14 protein-coding genes and 2 pseudogenes are annotated in these 15942 nt (G+C 64.0%); 11 read left to right on the forward strand and 5 right to left on the reverse strand.

Features of this window, described 5'->3' with window-relative positions; genetic code table 11:
* Nucleotides 1–16: 16 nt before the first annotated feature.
* Genes E4Q08_RS24900 through E4Q08_RS15525 form a run of 3 tightly spaced genes read left to right on the forward strand, consistent with a single transcriptional unit; the run spans nt 17 to nt 2150 of the window.
* Complete coding sequence (locus E4Q08_RS24900) at nt 17–715, forward strand: amino acid ABC transporter permease (RefSeq protein WP_248594947.1); 699 nt, start codon at nt 17–19, stop codon at nt 713–715.
* A complete protein-coding gene (locus tag E4Q08_RS15520; protein ID WP_308240147.1) occupies nt 712–1410 on the forward strand; it encodes an amino acid ABC transporter permease in 699 nt (232 codons plus the stop codon). The genes E4Q08_RS24900 and E4Q08_RS15520 overlap by 4 nt, the downstream gene beginning before the upstream one ends.
* On the forward strand, nt 1407–2150 hold the full coding sequence (locus E4Q08_RS15525; RefSeq protein ID WP_169071051.1) for an amino acid ABC transporter ATP-binding protein: 744 nt from the start codon (nt 1407–1409) through the stop codon (nt 2148–2150). The genes E4Q08_RS15520 and E4Q08_RS15525 overlap by 4 nt, the downstream gene beginning before the upstream one ends.
* A gap of 32 nt (nt 2151–2182) precedes the next feature.
* Here E4Q08_RS15525 and E4Q08_RS15530 read toward each other — a convergent pair whose 3' ends face one another.
* Nucleotides 2183–2671 carry a rhodanese-like domain-containing protein gene (locus E4Q08_RS15530; protein WP_308240148.1) on the reverse strand — a complete coding sequence of 163 codons (489 nt, stop codon included), beginning with the start codon at nt 2669–2671 and terminating at the stop codon, nt 2183–2185.
* A gap of 270 nt (nt 2672–2941) precedes the next feature.
* Here E4Q08_RS15530 and E4Q08_RS25790 point away from each other — a divergent pair, with 270 nt between their 5' ends.
* Nucleotides 2942–3829, forward strand: coding sequence for a winged helix-turn-helix domain-containing protein (locus tag E4Q08_RS25790; protein WP_308240149.1), 888 nt, complete (start codon nt 2942–2944; stop codon nt 3827–3829).
* 38 nt (nt 3830–3867) lie between these two features.
* On the forward strand, nt 3868–5721 hold the full coding sequence (locus tag E4Q08_RS25795; RefSeq protein WP_308240150.1) for an ATP-binding protein: 1854 nt from the start codon (nt 3868–3870) through the stop codon (nt 5719–5721).
* A gap of 421 nt (nt 5722–6142) precedes the next feature.
* Here E4Q08_RS25795 and E4Q08_RS25320 read toward each other — a convergent pair whose 3' ends face one another.
* Together E4Q08_RS25320 and E4Q08_RS25325 are read right to left on the reverse strand one after the other, a co-directional pair.
* Nucleotides 6143–6898, reverse strand: a complete 756-nt coding sequence (locus tag E4Q08_RS25320) for a transposase (protein WP_169071053.1) — start codon at nt 6896–6898, stop codon at nt 6143–6145.
* A complete protein-coding gene (locus E4Q08_RS25325) occupies nt 6810–7478 on the reverse strand; it encodes a transposase (RefSeq protein WP_308240151.1) in 669 nt (222 codons plus the stop codon). Before E4Q08_RS25325 ends, E4Q08_RS25320 begins: the two co-directional genes overlap by 89 nt.
* Between E4Q08_RS25325 and E4Q08_RS15550 the strand changes: the two genes are divergently transcribed.
* Nucleotides 7431–7679 (forward strand): hypothetical protein, encoded by a 249-nt coding sequence (locus E4Q08_RS15550; RefSeq protein WP_169071055.1) that lies wholly within the window; start codon nt 7431–7433, stop codon nt 7677–7679. The genes E4Q08_RS25325 and E4Q08_RS15550 overlap by 48 nt on opposite strands.
* A 495-nt stretch (nt 7680–8174) precedes the next feature.
* Here the strand turns inward: E4Q08_RS15550 and E4Q08_RS15555 are convergent.
* Nucleotides 8175–8345 (reverse strand): annotated as a pseudogene (locus tag E4Q08_RS15555) (rhodanese-like domain-containing protein); the annotation flags it as partial.
* A 168-nt stretch (nt 8346–8513) separates the two neighbouring features.
* Here E4Q08_RS15555 and E4Q08_RS15560 point away from each other — a divergent pair.
* The 5 genes from E4Q08_RS15560 to cysI all read left to right on the forward strand — a co-directional run bounded on the left by E4Q08_RS15560 (nt 8514) and on the right by cysI (nt 15308).
* A complete protein-coding gene (locus E4Q08_RS15560; RefSeq protein ID WP_169071056.1) occupies nt 8514–9548 on the forward strand; it encodes a sulfate ABC transporter substrate-binding protein in 1035 nt (344 codons plus the stop codon).
* Between the two features lie 38 nt (nt 9549–9586).
* Nucleotides 9587–11398: a SulP family inorganic anion transporter gene (locus E4Q08_RS15565; RefSeq protein ID WP_169071057.1), complete on the forward strand. Its 1812-nt coding sequence runs from the start codon at nt 9587–9589 to the stop codon at nt 11396–11398.
* Nucleotides 11399–11427: 29 nt separating this feature from the next.
* Nucleotides 11428–11613 (forward strand): SpoVR family protein, encoded by a 186-nt coding sequence (locus E4Q08_RS25800; RefSeq protein ID WP_169071037.1) that lies wholly within the window; start codon nt 11428–11430, stop codon nt 11611–11613.
* A gap of 194 nt (nt 11614–11807) precedes the next feature.
* Complete coding sequence (locus E4Q08_RS15575) at nt 11808–13595, forward strand: assimilatory sulfite reductase (NADPH) flavoprotein subunit (protein WP_169071058.1); 1788 nt, start codon at nt 11808–11810, stop codon at nt 13593–13595.
* Nucleotides 13596–13616: 21 nt separating this feature from the next.
* Nucleotides 13617–15308, forward strand: a complete 1692-nt coding sequence (gene cysI, locus E4Q08_RS15580; protein ID WP_248594949.1) for an assimilatory sulfite reductase (NADPH) hemoprotein subunit — start codon at nt 13617–13619, stop codon at nt 15306–15308.
* A gap of 362 nt (nt 15309–15670) precedes the next feature.
* Here the strand turns inward: cysI and E4Q08_RS15585 are convergent.
* Nucleotides 15671–15942: pseudogene (locus E4Q08_RS15585) on the reverse strand (transposase); the annotation flags it as partial.

A 15942-nucleotide genomic window follows, 5' to 3' on the forward strand; every position in this document is an offset into this window, starting at 1 on the left:
GTCTCTCTGCGCTCACATGACCCCGCTCTTCGATCTCGACCTTCTGCTGACCGGCACCTATCACGACTGGCTGGTGGCGGGCCTGATCACCTCCCTCAGTCTGACCGGAATCAGTCTTGCTCTGGCGCTGCCGCTGGCCATCCTCATCGCGCTGATTCGCCTCTCGCCGGTGAAGGTGCTGCAATGGTCCGGCTTCGCTTTCGTCGAAGCGATCCGCAACGTACCCTTGCTGGCACACATGCTGTTCTGGTACTTCGGCGCCCCCGAACTCCTGCCGACAGCCCTGCGCGAATGGCTCTACGCGCGCAACATCGAGGCCACCAGCGCCATCATCGCGTTGACGCTCTACACCGCCGCCTACATGTCGGAGGATGTCCGCAGCGGCATCCGCTCGATTCCCGGCCAGCAGTTCGAGGCGGCGCGTGCGCTCGGCTTCAGCTTCGTCGCCAGCATGCGACTGGTGGTGCTGCCGCAGGCACTGCGCGTCACGATTCCGCCGCTGATCTCGCAGACGCTCAACCTCTGGAAGGACACCAGCATCGCTACCGTCATCGGTGTCGCCGAGCTGATGTATCAGGCAGCCAAGGTGGAAAGCGCCAGTTTCCGCAGCTTCGAGGCCTTCGCCTTCGCCTCGGCCTGCTATCTCGGCATGTCTCTCCTGATCACCGGCGCGGCAGGCTGGTATCAGGGCCGCTTCCCGGTGCGAGCGGCGTGATCGACCTGATCGACACCTACTGGCTGTATTTCCTGGTTGGCCAGTATCCGCATGGACCGCTGGGCGGCTTGGCGCTGACGCTGATCCTCGCCGTGCTCGGTTTGCTCTTCGCCTTTCCTCTCGGCCTGGTCTTCGGTATCGCCCGCGTCAGTCCCTGGCGATGCGTACGCTGGCCGGTGAGCGCGCTGATCCAGGTCGTGCGCGGCACACCGCTGCTGATGGTGATCTTCTGGGCCTATTTCTTCCTGCCCAGCCTGACCGGGCAAAACACCGACCAGTTCTGGACCATGCTGACCGCCCTGGTGGTCTTCGACGCCGCCTACCTGGCCGAGATCATCCGTGCCGGCATCCAGGGCATCGGCAAGGGTCAGACGGAAAGCGCACGCTCGCTCGGCTTCAGCTATCTGGACGCGATGCGGCTGGTGATCCTGCCGCAAGTGGTACGCAACATGCTGCCCTCACTGGTCAACCAGTTCGTTGCAACCATCAAGGAAACCTCGCTCGGCTACATCATCGGCTTGACCGAAGTCTCGTTCATCGCCACCCAGATCAACACCCAGGTGCTCACCAAGCCGGCCGAAGTGTATCTGTTGCTCGGCCTGACCTATTTCATTCTCTGCTTCGGCCTCTCTCGCTTCGCATTCTGGCTGGAGCGCCATCACCAACAACGCACGCTGGCGAAGGCCCACGCATGATCAAGATCGAACGAGTCAACAAGTGGTACGGCAGCTACCACGCCCTGGTGGACATCACTGAGGACGTGGCCAAGGGCGAGGTAGTCGTCGTTTGCGGCCCATCGGGATCGGGGAAGTCGACGTTGATCCGCACGCTCAACCGCTTGGAGCCGATCCAGTCCGGACGCATCGTCGTTGACGGCGTGGATGCCTACGGTCGGCACGTCAAACTCAATGCCTTCCGTTCGCGCATTGGCTTCGTCTTCCAGCAGTTCAATCTGTTCCCGCATATCAGCGTGCTCGAAAACTGCACGCTGGCGCCGACCCGCCTGCGCGGACTCAAACCATCCGAAGCCCGCGACGAGGCGCTGACGCTGCTCGATCGCGTCGGCCTGGCCGCCAAGGCGCGCGCTTATCCGGGCGAGCTCTCGGGTGGGCAGCAACAACGGGTGGCGATTGCCCGCGCGCTGGCGATGCGGCCGCCGCTGATGCTCTTCGACGAACCGACCAGCGCGCTTGACCCCGAGATGGTCGGCGAGGTCCTTCTGGTCATGCGCGACCTCGCCCGTGACGGCATGACCATGGTGTGCGTGACGCACGAGATGGGTTTCGCACGCGACGTCGCCGACCGGGTGCTGTTCATGGACCAGGGCAAGGTTCTCGAACGCGCGGTGCCGAGCGAATTCTTCGCCCGGCCCGAGCATCCGCGGCTGCGCCAGTTCCTTTCGGACATCCGCACGCCGTTCCTGCAAGCGGCGTGAGCGCAGCGCCGGCGCGGGGTGATTGGCCGGCGCTATTGCACCGCTTCGAGCGGAAAATCGGCACCCTTCCATGCGAACAGACCGCCAGGGAAACGATAGACCTGCGTATAGCCGAGCTTGCGCGCCCACGCTGCACCGTTATCGCTGCGCGTGCATTTGACAAAGCCACAGTAGAACACCACCGGCTTGTCTTTGTCCTCGCCCAGCAAGGCGGTGAAGTCAGCCTCGGTCTTGCCATCGGTTTCCTTCGCATCCCAGGAACTCATGCGTGGCACCGGGAAGAGAAAATTCTTCGCGCCCGGAATGTGTTCCTTCCTGTAGCTGGCGTCGTAGGGCATGGTATCCACCAGCACCATCGGCTTGCCCTCGTCGATCATCTTTTTCAGCTCGGCCGCGGTCAGCAGTCGGTAGCCGCCAGCCTGGGTATCGCGGCTCAGTCTTACGGCTTCGGCTTCCTTGGCGGTTTCGGCTTCGAATCTGCTCTCTCTTGCCCCGGTTAGCCAGGCAGCGCTAGACTGCACGCAGCAGGCCGAATTCCCAATGGAGCCATTGTCGACAATGATCGGGTTCAAATGCCGGTGCCGAGCCAATCGACAGAGAACCAGCCAACAAACGCGAACGCTGGCATCGACGCTGACTGCGCCCTGGGTGTGGCGGCCGCGTCCGATCCATGGTGACTTTGCCGATCGGGAAGCGCTACCTGCGTCAATTGCGCGACCGGCCACGCGGGCACCACTTCCTTGGCCGGCGCTCGATCGTCCTATGCCATATCGAACCCGCCTGACATCGCAATGATCGAAGGCCCCGACCTCGGTCGCTCCACGGGAGAACCCCATCCGCTACGAGTGCGCTTCGACCGATTCGAGCTCGACGAGGCGAACGCGCGCTTGCTGCGCGACGGAACGGCTGTCGCGCTCGCGCCGAGGCCATTCGCCGTCCTGTGCGCGCTCGTGCGGCACGCCGGGTCCCTGCTCACCACGAATGCTTTGCTCGATGAGGTTTGGGGCCACCAGTTCGTGACCGACTCGGTGTTGAGAACCGCCATCAGCGAGCTCCGGACGGTGCTCGACGACGATGCCCGCAAACCGCGTTACATCGAAACGGTGTCGCGGCGCGGGTATCGCTTCTTTGCCGCTCCCAGTGCGCTCCCCGCTGCGCCAAGCGTCCAGCCAAGCGTTTCGGGACTCGCCGCCGTGCAGGTGCCCTACTTCATCGGTCGCGCCGAACCACTATCACGACTGCACCGCGCCTGGGACATGGCGTGCAGCGGCAAGCGCGCGGTGGTCTGGATTGCCGGCGAGCCGGGTATCGGCAAGACGACGCTGATCGAACAGTTCATTGCCAGCCTCGGCCACGTCGCGTGCGCGCGCGGCCAGTGCGTCGAGCACTACGGCACGGCTGAGTCCTACCTTCCTGTTCTGGAAGCGCTGGATGAGTTGTGCCGCAGCGACAGCGAGGTCCCGTCCTTGCTGCGCGCCGTGGCGCCGACCTGGCTGTTGCAGTTGCCGTGGCTCGGCACGACGGAGGAGCGAGAAGCGCTACGAGGAGAACTCGCCGGCGTCAGCCCGGATCGCATGCTGCGCGAGATGGGCCAGGTCCTCTATCGCTACACCGAGCGTCGCCCGCTGTTGCTGGTGACCGAGACCTGCATTGGAGCGACCGCGCGACGATCCGGCTGATCGACTACATCGCGCGGCGCCGTGGCGGCGCGCGGCTCATGTGGCTGGCAAGCTTTCGTCTGGCCGAGGTCGTGGCCCTCGATCATCCGCTCAACCCGTTGCGGCACGAGCTGCGCCTGCACGACCTGTGCGAGGAGATCGTGCTCGATCCGTTCTCCGAAAGCGAGGTCGCCGACTACGTGGCGAAACGATCACCAGCGATCGCCACCAATGAAGCGTTCGTGCGCGCCTTGCACGAACGCACCGACGGCGTACCGCTGTTCGTCGCGTCGGTGATGACGGAGGCGATCACGCGCGCCGCGCCAGCCGGTGGCGACGCGGCAGCCCGGTCGTCGCAGCTCGCGACAATCGCGGTTCCGGAGAATCTCGCGGCCATCATCGATCATTACATCGCGAAGCTCACCAGCGATCAGCGCCTGGTGCTCTCGGTCGCCGCAGTTTGCGGCATCCAGTTCTGCATCAATACGATCTCGGGAGCGCTCGAGAGAGACGCCGCATGGGTCGGCCAGACATGTGACGATCTCTCGCGCGAGCAGTTGTGGCTCGTCGCCCCGCGTCCCCAGGGAGGCAACAATGCAGCAGAGTTGCCGTATTCGTTCCGACATGCGCTCTTTCGCCAGGTGCTCTACGAGCACACCAACCTGTCGGTTCGGTCGCAGCTCCACCGCAAAGTCGGCACCACGCTCGAACGCGAGCGTGCGCCCGGCGCATCGGTCGCCGCGGCGGAACTCGCCATGCACTTCGAGCTTGGCCGGGAGCCGATGGCCGCGCTGCGCCACTACGTTGCGGCTGCCGAAGCGGCGCTCGCGCGCCTGAGTCCGTGCGAGTGCATGAACCTCACCGAGCATGCGTTGACCCTTCTTGGCCAGGCGCCGGAGGGCACCCAACGCAACGCGCTGGAGATCGCGCTGGCCACGCTTCATGGAGTAGCGGCCACCCACGTACATGGCATCAGTCATCCCGAAGCGAAAAACGCGTTCCAGCGTGCGTACGCGCTTCTCGCCGACATCCCCGATCATTCGATGCGCGGACGGCTGCTGCACGGGTTCGCGTTCGTTCTCAGCCTGCGGGCGGACTATGCCGAGGCGCTGGCGGTGGCGGAACGAGCCGAGGCGCTCTCGTCTGCACCCAACGATCCGGTGCTTGTGCTCGTCACGTGTATCGTGCACGGATACGTGGCTCAGCTTCAGGGTCGACTGCGCGCGGCTGGCACATGGATCGAGCGCGGGCTCGCGGCCGCGGAGCTTCTCGAACTGGCGCCGGTCGAAATCTTCGTGGCCGATCCACAAGTCACGCTGCTGGGGCTGCACGGCATCCACCTTCTTCATTCCGGGTTCGTCGAGCAGGGGCGCGCGCGGCTGGAGCGGGCGCACGCACGCGCTCGCCTGCTGGGATGGCCGAACACGCGGCTGGCGGCCTTTTGGTACGAGGCGCTGTTCGAGGCCCGACTCGGCAACGCGGAACGTGTCGCGGCTCTGGCCGACGAAATGCGGGCACTTGTCGACAAATCCGGGGTCGCGCAAGGTCGGACGGCGTGCCGGTGGTTTCGCGGCTGGGCGGATGCCCGGATGGGACGACCGCGCGACGCTATCGCCGCATTCGAGAGGCGTACGAAGACAATACGCGGCTCGGGATGCTGGCGGGAGGAAGTGAGGTCCTGGGGTATGCCACGGAGGCCCTGCTGCTTGATGGCGACTGGGATGGCGCGCAACACGAACTCGAGGATGCGCTGCAAGTGGCAAACGTGCTCGGGGAGCGCGTGTATCTGCCGCAGTTGTTCGCGATGCAGGCTGCCATCGCGCTCGCGCGTGGCGACCGCGCAGCCGCCGACGCCGCGATTCGACGGGCGATGGCAGAGGCCAGAGCCCAGGAGGCTCCGTGGCTGGAGCTGATGGCGCTGATCGAACTGTGCGACGGCCACAGGGCAACGGCCAAAGACCGACGCGCGCTTGCCGCGCTCGTCGACAAACTACCCGAAGCGCACGACACAGCCGCTGTCGCGAGAGCGCGAGCGCTGCTCGACAAAACGAAGTCTGGGTAGACCACGCCGCTCCCGTTTCTGGCGCTGCTGGCGTGTCGATGCGACGCCGCACTGCCGAAGGATAGGAAATCCAACGGTACCAAAAAGAGCATATGAGCCTCCATCAAGGGGCGTCAATCTCGAATTTGGCTCCGGTGGCCCATGGCCCCTGAAAAGTTCCCCGAATCCCGCCTCGCCCAGCGCGTGTGGTCATCCGCCGGGCCGGGGACCAGCCAGGCGGATGACCACAGGCACGAGTCGTCCCACGACGGGCGATGGCAGTTCGTCATGCTTCAGTCTGGACCTTTGCGCATGGGGACTTCCAACCCGCACCTACCAGACCAGGCAATGCGCTGGTCGAATTCGTACTCAGACGCCGATTGAGCCTGTGGGTCGTCCTCGCCCAGGGTGGCGTCCGGCATCTCCCAGAGCGGCGGCGCACGGGCGGGCATCAGGCGAGGCGGCGAGGTCGGCTCGCCCAGAGGAGTCAGGATGTCGCGCACGGCACCCGCATCGATGATGAAGGCGATGATGCGCATCTCGCCGCCGCAGCGTGGGCAGACGAGCGGAAAGACCTCATAGATCCGCGCGAGCAGCAGCGCCCAAGCGTAACGAGCGGCGCGACGGTGAATCGCTTCCTCTGCCCCCTCTGCTTCCTCCTTGCTGTCGGAGGACACGCTTGCGGCGGTGATTTGCGCCGCGGCCGCCGCGATTGGCTCGGTCTCAGTCGCTGTGGCAAGCGGCGCGGTCAGACGCTCCGGCAGGCCGGCGAGCGCGGTCACCTGTGCGCGTAGCGGCGCGTTGGCTGCCAGCACCCCGTAGTAACGATGGCGATGTCGGCGCGGCGGCGGAATCAGCACCGCCAGACGCTCGATCCGTTCGAGTGGTGTGAGCATCAGGCTGACGCTGCCGCCGGGACCCGGCTTGACGCTCTCATAGACCAGGTGTTCTGCGTCGATTTCACGCAAACGCTCCAGCGCAAAGGCGGGCCGAGCGCAGTAGCGCAGCAGCCGTTCCAGGCCCTGGCGGTCGGCCCCTTCGATGCGCACGCTGGCGTCGAGTGAGAAGCCCCCACCGTGCTCCCAGCTCGGCATCTTCCGGCTCAAGTACACCGCGCCGGGTCAGCGCGCGCAGTAGACGGCGGCGGACCTTGGCCTGAACTTCGTCGAGCAACTTCTGGTCAGGGGCACGGCTTTCATGAAACGTCGCTGCTCCCGAAGCGTCCGCCTCGAAGACACCCTCGATGACGATGCAGTGGAAATGCACATGCGAATTGAGCAGCGCGCCAAAGCGGTGGATGAAGGCCACCGCGCCGATCCGGGAATCCGAACCCCCAGCCGGGCAGGCGCGGCGCAAGGCTTGTTCCACGACGCTCAGGAAAATGCGCAGCGCCAGCGTCTCGATCGCCGGATCGTGTTCGAGGTGATAACGCAGCCGCTTGGGAACCGACAGCACCCACTGACGGACCGGCAGGCGCGGCAAAATGGGGTCGGCCAGATGGGCGGCGGTTTCGACCATTCGCCGGGTGTTACCAGCGGGACAGACGCCGCGACCTTTGCACGGCCAGGCGATGAGAAAATCGTGACCGCACTCGGCGCATCGGGCGCGCGCAAAACCATTGGCGAGAATGCCGCATTCGAGATAGCGGCGGAACTGGCGTCAGGCGGTCATCGGGCGCGCGCGTGGCGACCGGGCAGCCGCCGACGCCGCGATTCGACGCGCGATCGCGGAGGCCAGAGCGCGGAGGCGCCGTGGCTGGAGTTGATGGCGCTGATCGAACTGTGCGACCGCCACAGTGCAACGGCCGAAGACCGACGCGCGCTTGCCTAGCTCGTCGATCAGCTTCCCGAAGCGCTCGACACACCTGCGGCCGCGAGGGCGCGAGCACTGCTCGACAAAGCGAAGTCTGGGTAGACCACGCCGCTCCCGCTTCTGGCGCTGCTGGCGTGTCAGGATGCGACGCCGCACTGCCGATTGGGAGAGCCTGGCTCGGCGGCTATCCAGGCAGCGAAGCCGGGCTATCCAAACGGTCATGACCTTCATGATCGGGGGTGTATTGCAAAGTCATGATCGTTTCCCCTCACCCCCGACCCCTTGAAGGCCATGAAAATTCTCCGATCAGGTGCCGCCATTGGGCGCCGCGCCACCGTCTGACGACAACGAACGCGCGCGCTACGATACGCTGCCCACTTCACTTCCTGCGCAATTGGTGACAACCAGTTTGTGGCATCTGGAGCGGTTGATGCTAGCCATCCGCCGGAACCGCGCCAACGATGTTTTCCTGCTTTGTTTATTCAAGAAGCGGTGTCTTGAGACAGCCGGCGCTTATTTGTTTACAAACTCCCAGTCGAGATAGGCCTGCATGGCCTCCCGTGGATTGTTGGTTCCTTCGTACGGACGGCGGTAGCGGTCGATCGATTGTGACGCCAGCCGGCCCGGCCCCGTTTCCTGCGCAAAGCCGGCGTTGACCCACGCCCGCGTGCCGCCAGCGAGCACTGATACTCTTGACCAACCAGACGTTCCAGTTCGACGACGGGCCTTGCCGGCAGCGGCGGTTGCCATGCTCCATGTGTGCCCCATATTCTTAGAAGGAATAACTCGTTGCTGAGGCGAATCGGAGTGCTCAGAATTCCGCCAACAATTAGTTGAAGGACACACTGACCGATGGCAACTCGAAAACTCCCTTGGATCAACCTGGCTGCAGTCGCCGCCGCAGCGCTTGCGATCACCCTGATCGTCGTCAAGAATGTCGAGGGCAAGGCGCCAGCGAAATTGCTGAATGTCTCCTACGACCCGACGCGTGAGCTGTACCGGGACATCAACGCCGGCTTCACGGCGGGCTATGAGAAGGCGTCCGGGCGCGCCATCGAGGTTCTCCAGTCGCATGGGGGTTCGTCGCGCCAGGCCAGACTGGCAGTGGGCGGTGAACTCAAGCCTGACGTCGTCACCCTTGGTTTGCCGTCGGACGTCGACGTCTTGCGCAAGCATGGGCAGATCGCCGACGGCTGGGCGGCGCGGCTGCCGAACCAGTCGCGGCCCTATTACTCGACCATCGTCTTCGTCGTTCGCCAGGGCAATCCGCAAGGAATCCACGATTGGCCGGATCTCGTCAAACCCGGTGTCGAGGTGATCACACCGGACCCCAAAAGCTCGGGTAACGGCAAGCTTACAGCGCTGGCCGCCTGGGGCGCCATCGTCACGCGCGGCGGCAGCGAGGTCGCGGCACGAGCCTATCTCAAGACGCTCTACGAGCACACGCCTTTCCTCGTCCCCGCGGCGCGCGCCGCCGGCACGGCGTTCGCCGTCGAGAAAATCGGCGACGTGCATCTGGCCTGGGAAAACGAAGCCTTGCGCGAAGTGGCCGAGGCGCGTGGCCAGCTCGAAATCGTCTACCCGCCGGTGAGCATCCTGGCCGAGCCGTCGGTGGCCTGGGTCGATGCCAATGTCGCCAGCCACGGCAGCGCGGAGGCAGCCCGTGCCTACCTTGAATATCTGTTTACCGACGAGGGACAGGAGATCATCGCGCGCAACGGCTACCGCCCGTTCAAGCCGCAGATCCTGGCGAACCACGCCGACAAGTTGCCGCCGCTGAAGCTTTTTGCCGTGACGGCCATTGCGCGCGACTGGGACGATGCCCAGAGCAAGTTTTTTGCCGACAACGGCATCATCGACACGGTCTATAGGCCGAAGCCGCGCTGAGCCCTGCGAACAACTCTTTTTCCCGAAGAAGGACAGACATGACAGAAGCAGTGATTTCCGGCGCCGTGGGGAGACGTATCGGCGGCATCAACTGGTCGTACCCGTGGCAGAGCGCGCGTGCCGACTTCCTGGCCGGGGTCACCGTGGCGGCCATCTCGCTGCCGCAGAGTATTGCGTATGCGCTGCTCGCGGGGGTGGACCCGCGCTTCGGCCTCTACGCGGCAATCATCTTTACCGCGGTAGCCGGCATCCTCGGCTCGTCGCGGCATCTGGTCAACGGACCCACCGGAGCGGTGTCGCTGGTCGTTTTCAGTGCGCTGGCCTTCATCGACCCGGAGGCGCGGCTCGACGCTTACGAGGCGATGTTCCTGCTGGCAGTGCTGATCGGAATCATCCAGATCGCGATCGCCGTGCTCAAACTCGGCGACCTGACGCGCTACATTTCCGAATCGGTCGTCACCGGCTTCATCGTCGGTGCCGCTTCCCTGACCATCATCGGCCAGATCGCCAATGCGCTGGGCGTCAAGGCGCAGGGCACCGGTCACCAGCACGTGCTCTACCGCTTGTGGCTGACACTGACGCAGGACGCAGCGATCAATCCCAAGGCGCTGGCGATCAGCGTCGGTGCAATTGTGCTGGCGCTGCTGTCGCGCCGCGTCGTGCGCTACTTCAAGCTGCCTCAGCTCGACATGTTCTTCGTGCTCATCTTCCTCTCCGTCGCCGCCTGGGCGGCCGGCTGGTCGGAGCACGGCGGCGGTGTCAAACCGGCCGTGTCGCTGATCGAGGCGGTTCCGGCCAGCCTGCCGCAAGCCCACATTCCGGAAATCAAATGGCACTGGTTCGTTGATCTCTCCGGCAGTGCGTTTGCCATCGCCGTGCTCGGGCTGCTCGAAGCGCTGGCGATTGCCAAGGCGATCGCGCACAAGTCTGGTCAGCAACTCGACTACAATCGGCAAATCCTTGCCGAGGGCGTCGGCAACCTGGTCGGCGGTTTCTTCCGTGCGATGCCCGGTGCGGGTTCGCTGTCGCGCACGGCGATCAATTATCAGGCCGGTGCGGTGACACGCTTCTCCGGCGTGTTCACTGCTGCTGTGGTCGCGGTCGTGGTGCTGACCGCCGGCCCGCTCACCGCTTATGTTCCGAAGGCGGCGCTGGCGGGCCTGTTGATCGTTGCCGCGTCCCGACTGATAGACCCTGAACGTTTGCGCTACATCATTCGCGGCTCGCGCTATGACGCGGTGCTGCTGATCGCCACCGCGCTGGCTGCTGTGTTCATCGATATCGAGTTCGCGATCCTGATCGGCGTCACCTTGTCGGTGCTCTGGTACGTACCGCGGGCAGCGAAACTGAAGGCCACCGAGCTGGTCGTGACGCCCGAACGCGTGGTGCGCGAACGCCTGCCGGTCGACCCGCCAAGCCGCGAGGTGCTGATCATAGACCTCGAAGGCGAGCTCTTCTTCGGCGCGGCGCCCGACCTGGAACGGCACCTGACGGACGCCGCAAGACGGGCGCAGCAGCAGGATATCCGCCATTTGGTGCTGCGCGTCAAGCGCGTCCGCAATCCCGACGTGGTCGCAATCGAAGTGCTCGAAAAGTTCCTGCGCGACGCCGCCGCCGGCGGTCTGACCGTGCTGCTGGCAGGCGTGCGCGCCGACCTGCTGAGTGCTATCGAGCGTGTCGGTATCGGCCGCTATCTGCCTGCCGAACTGGTCTTTGCCGAAGAGGACGAGGAGTTTTCGGCCACCTTGAAAGCGGTCCGCAAGGCTTTCGCTCTGCGCGCGGGTGACGGCGACGCGGGCGGTTCAGCCGCCATTGCGGCACCCCAAGGTGGTGCCTACTATCTGGTGTGAGTCGAGATTCAGTTTCGGAGATCAGCTCGATGGCCGCACAGTCTGCTGACGACGCGTCCCGCCGTTGCTGGCAGTCGGATTTGGATTCCGTCTCCGCCATCCACGACGAGGCCGGCTATCGCGTTCTGCGTGAGGCGATGTCGCGCCAGTACGACCTGGGTTCGCGCGAACCCAATATCCAGGTGTGGAGCGTCAACCTGCGCGGCGACGGCTGATCACGCCGGGTGCTGCGCGACCGGGCGCCAATATAAGGACATGCAAATTCAATCTATTGCCGGGAATCGGACTCTTGCTATATTCGACGGACACTTCTGCGGATCACAAGGACGTTTTTTTTGAATCTCCGAAACGAAGGATCGGCGACTCACCGCCACCGTTTGGCAACCCAACCCTCTAGCGACATCGGCCGATGCACCCACAGCATGATCCCTTGATCCCGCAACAATGGGCAGCCCTCCAGCAACTGACGGCCGGCATCACTGCCGAGCAGTTGCTGTGGATCAAAGGCTACCTCGCCGGATTCGGCGACGCCAGACGATCGCCGGGCGAAGCCCCGGCGACCCAGGTCAATGCGGTGCCGCCAGAAATCGCCATCCTTTACGGGTCGCAGACCGGGAACGCCGAGAAGCTCGCCCACGAGTTGCAGACGCGATTGTCGAGCAGCGGCGTTTCGGCACGGCTGGAGGCGATGAGCAGCTACAAGACTGCCCGACTGAAGCGCGATCGTTTTCTCCTCCTGATCGTCAGTACGCACGGTGAAGGCGATCCGCCCGATAACGCGCGGCCGTTTCACGAATTCCTGCACAGCAGGAAGGCCCCCGGACTGGAAGGGGTGCATTTTTCGGTCCTCGCGCTTGGGGATACCAGTTACGAATTCTTCTGCAAGACCGGCCGCGACTTCGATACGCGGCTGGCTGAATTAGGTGCCAGCCGCCTCCACGAACGGGTGGACTGCGACGTCGATTATGAAGAAAGCGCCGAGCGCTGGATCGAAGGCGTCGTTATGAGCTTGCGCCAGCGGTGCGCAACAGTGCTTGCATCGGCCGTGCCGGCACCACTCGAAACAGTATCTGCCTGGTCAAAGCGAAATCCCTTTCCGGCCAGTCTGGTCGAGAACCTCCGTCTGACCGGTCGAGGTTCAAGCAAGGACGTGCGACATATCGAGCTATCGCTGGAGGGCTCGGGCCTGCGCTTCGAACCGGGCGATTCGCTGGGCGTCGTCGTCAGCAACTGGCCGGAGAGGGTTGCCGATCTTCTCAGCCGACTGGGTCTGGACGCCTCGGCACCGCTGACGGGTCCGTCGGGGCGCGAATCCAGCCTGGAAAACGCCTTGCTCAACGACTACGAGATCACCACGATCACCAGGCCATTCCTAGAACGATACGCGGAGATCTCGGCGGCTGGCGAGCTCAGGGATCTGCTGAAAGAGGAGAACCGCACGGCCTTGCGGGATTTCGTCCATGGCCGAGAAATTCTCGATGTGGTGCAGCGCTATCCGGTGCCGGGGATCAGCGCCGCGCAGTTCGTCGGCATCCTGCGCCGGCTGCCGCCGCGCCTCTATTCAATCGCTTCGAGTTACCACGCGAGTCCCGACGAAGTGCATCTGACGGTCGCCGTCGTGCGCTACGAGAGCTACGGCCTGCCGCGACAGGGCGTGGCCTCCACCTTTCTCGCTGACCGCGTTCCGGAGGGTGGAACGGTCCCGGTCTACGTGGATAGCAACCCGAACTTTCGCCTGCCCGCTGACCCCGAGGCGGCGCTGATCATGATCGGCCCGGGTACTGGCGTGGCGCCTTTCCGGGCTTTCCTGGCCGAACGGGAAGCCGCCGGGGCAAAAGGAAAGAACTGGCTGTTCTTCGGCGACCGCAATTTCCACAGCGATTTCCTGTATCAGGTCGAGTGGCTGGACTATCGGCAGAAGGGGCTGTTGAACCGGATCGACGTCGCGTTTTCGCGTGACAGCGACCGCAAGGTGTACGTGCAGCACCGGATGCTCGACAGGAGCCGCGAACTGTATCGCTGGATCGAAGAAGGCGCCCATGTCTACGTCTGCGGAGACGCACAGCGGATGGCGCCGGATGTTCACCAGGCGCTGATCCAGATCGTCGAGAAGGAAGGCGGCCATCGTCGAGAGCGGGCCGAAGAGTATGTGAACGAACTTCTGGCTGCCAGGCGCTACCAGCGCGATGTGTATTGAGTCTTGACGAGGAAAGAAGCCTTGACCACCGAGAAACAGGTTCCACGCAGCGAAGAGGAAGCGATCAAGGAGCGGAGTGCCTACCTGCGGGGCCAGATCGTGGAGGCTCTGGCCGACGACGTCACAGGCTCCGTGCCGGCTCCGGATGGCATGCTGCTCAAGTTTCACGGCACCTATCAGCAAGACGACCGGGATGTTCGCAGCGAACGCCTGCGGCAGAAGCTCGAGCCGGCCTACAGCTTCATGATCCGTGTGCGCATGCCGGGCGGTGTCTGCACGCCCGCGCAGTGGCTGGCGCTCGACGAAGTGGCCCGCCAGCATGCGGACTACTCGTTGCGCCTCACGACGCGTCAGACCCTCCAGTATCACGGCGTTCTCAAGCGCAAACTGAAGGCGGCGATGGCCGGAATCAAGCACGCCCTGTTCGACTCGATCGCGGCCTGCGGCGATGTCAACCGCAACGTGGTGTGCCACAACAACCCCTGGCTGTCGCCGCTGCACGACGAGCTACATGCCTGGAGCCGTCGCCTGAGCGACGCGCTGCTACCGAAGATGCGGGCTTATCACGAGATCTGGCTGGACGGCGAAAAAGTGGCCGCAGAGCCTGAGGAAGAGCAGGAGCCCCTCTACGGCGCCACCTATCTGCCACGCAAGTTCAAGATCGGTCTTGCCCTGCCGCCGCACAACGACATCGATGTCTTCGCGCAGGATCTTGGCTTCATCGCCATCGTTGTAGACAAGAAGGTTGCCGGCTTCAACGTCTCCGTCGGGGGCGGCATGGGGACGACCCACAACGATCTGGCAACTTACCCCCGACTTGGCGACGTGATCGGCTTCGTCCTGCCCGAACAGCTTCTCGAAGTGGCCGAGAACGTGGTCAGGATCCAGCGGGACTTTGGCGACCGGAGCAACCGCAAACATGCACGCTTCAAGTACACACTTGATGATCGTGGCCTCGACTGGTTCAAGGCCGAACTGGAAGAGAGGCTGGGCTGGCGCCTGCAGGCGGCTCGACCCTTCCGCTTCGAGAGCACCGGCGACCCTTTGGGCTGGGTCCGGGACGGTCGCGGCCAGTGGCATCTGACGCTCGGCGTCTTGAGCGGGCGGCTCCGGGACACGCCGGAGACCGCCTGGCTCAGCGGCTTGCGTGCGATCGCCGCAGTGCACCAGGGCGACTTCCGGTTGACTGCGAACCAGAACCTGATCATCGCCAGGATCGATGAACAGCAGAAACCGACGATCGAGAAACTGCTTGACGAACATCGTTTCCCGGATGCCGGTCGCTGGGGCGGGCTGCGCCGGAACGCCCTGTCCTGCGTCGCCTTCCCGACCTGCGGCCTGGCGATGGCGGAAAGCGAGCGCTGGTTGCCGATTCTGCTCGCACGCCTGGAGCCGATCCTGAAGAAAGCCCGGTTGGAGAAGACCGCCATCACGCTGCGGGTGACCGGTTGCCCGAATGGCTGTGCGCGCCCCTTCCTCGGCGAAATCGGCCTGGTCGGCAAAGCGCCGGGCCGTTACAAGCTGTATCTGGGCGGTGGCTTTGCCGGTGGTCGGCTGAATCAGCTGTATCGCGACGGCGTCAGCGAAGATGAGATCATTGCGCTGCTCGGTCCGATCATCGAGCACTATGCGAAGGAACGTCAGCGCGGCGAACATTTCGGTGATTTCGTTCTTCGCGCCGGCTATCTTCCGGAAACGCATGCGGAGCCATAGGCGCCAACCGCGAAGCCACGTTCCGCAGACGCCCTGGTCGCCGCCGGCAAGCCTTGCGTGCGCCGGGTGCGAATGAAAGTGTTGGTCGAAGTACTTCATGTGGCATGGCCTCTCCAAGGCGACTGTTCGATGGCGAGGCGTTGGCATCGGTGATCGCCCCTCCCCCCCTTGCGGGGGAGGGGTTGGGGAGAGGGGCAATGGTTGAACACGAATTCGTAAAATCCCTGCGGCAGCACATGACCGAAGCCGGAAGTCTGCTCTGGCCTGGAGGCCGTGATGGCTGCGGTGGAGCACAGACACCCCCTCTCCCCCAACCCCTCCCCCGCGAGGGGGGAGCAACTGTGTTCCCAGTCAAGCTTTTTTTAGGCGCATTTTGCATGCTCTGGATTCCACGGAATACCCGATTTGACTATGGCGTTCATGATCGTCAGCATCTTGTGCATGCAAGCGACCAGCGCGACTTTTTTTGAGTTTTCCGTTAGCAAGCAAACGTTCATAAAAGGTCTTGATGACGGGGTTGTAACGTATGGCACTTAAGGCCGCCATGTATAAAGCGGTACGGACCGTCGCTCGACCACCCCAGGTGATGCGCTTACCCTTGTGGCGACCACTGTCCGCGTTTAATGGAGCGACT

This window comes from Candidatus Accumulibacter contiguus (assembly GCF_012940005.1).
Classification (GTDB): Bacteria; Pseudomonadota; Gammaproteobacteria; order Burkholderiales; family Rhodocyclaceae; genus Accumulibacter; species Accumulibacter contiguus.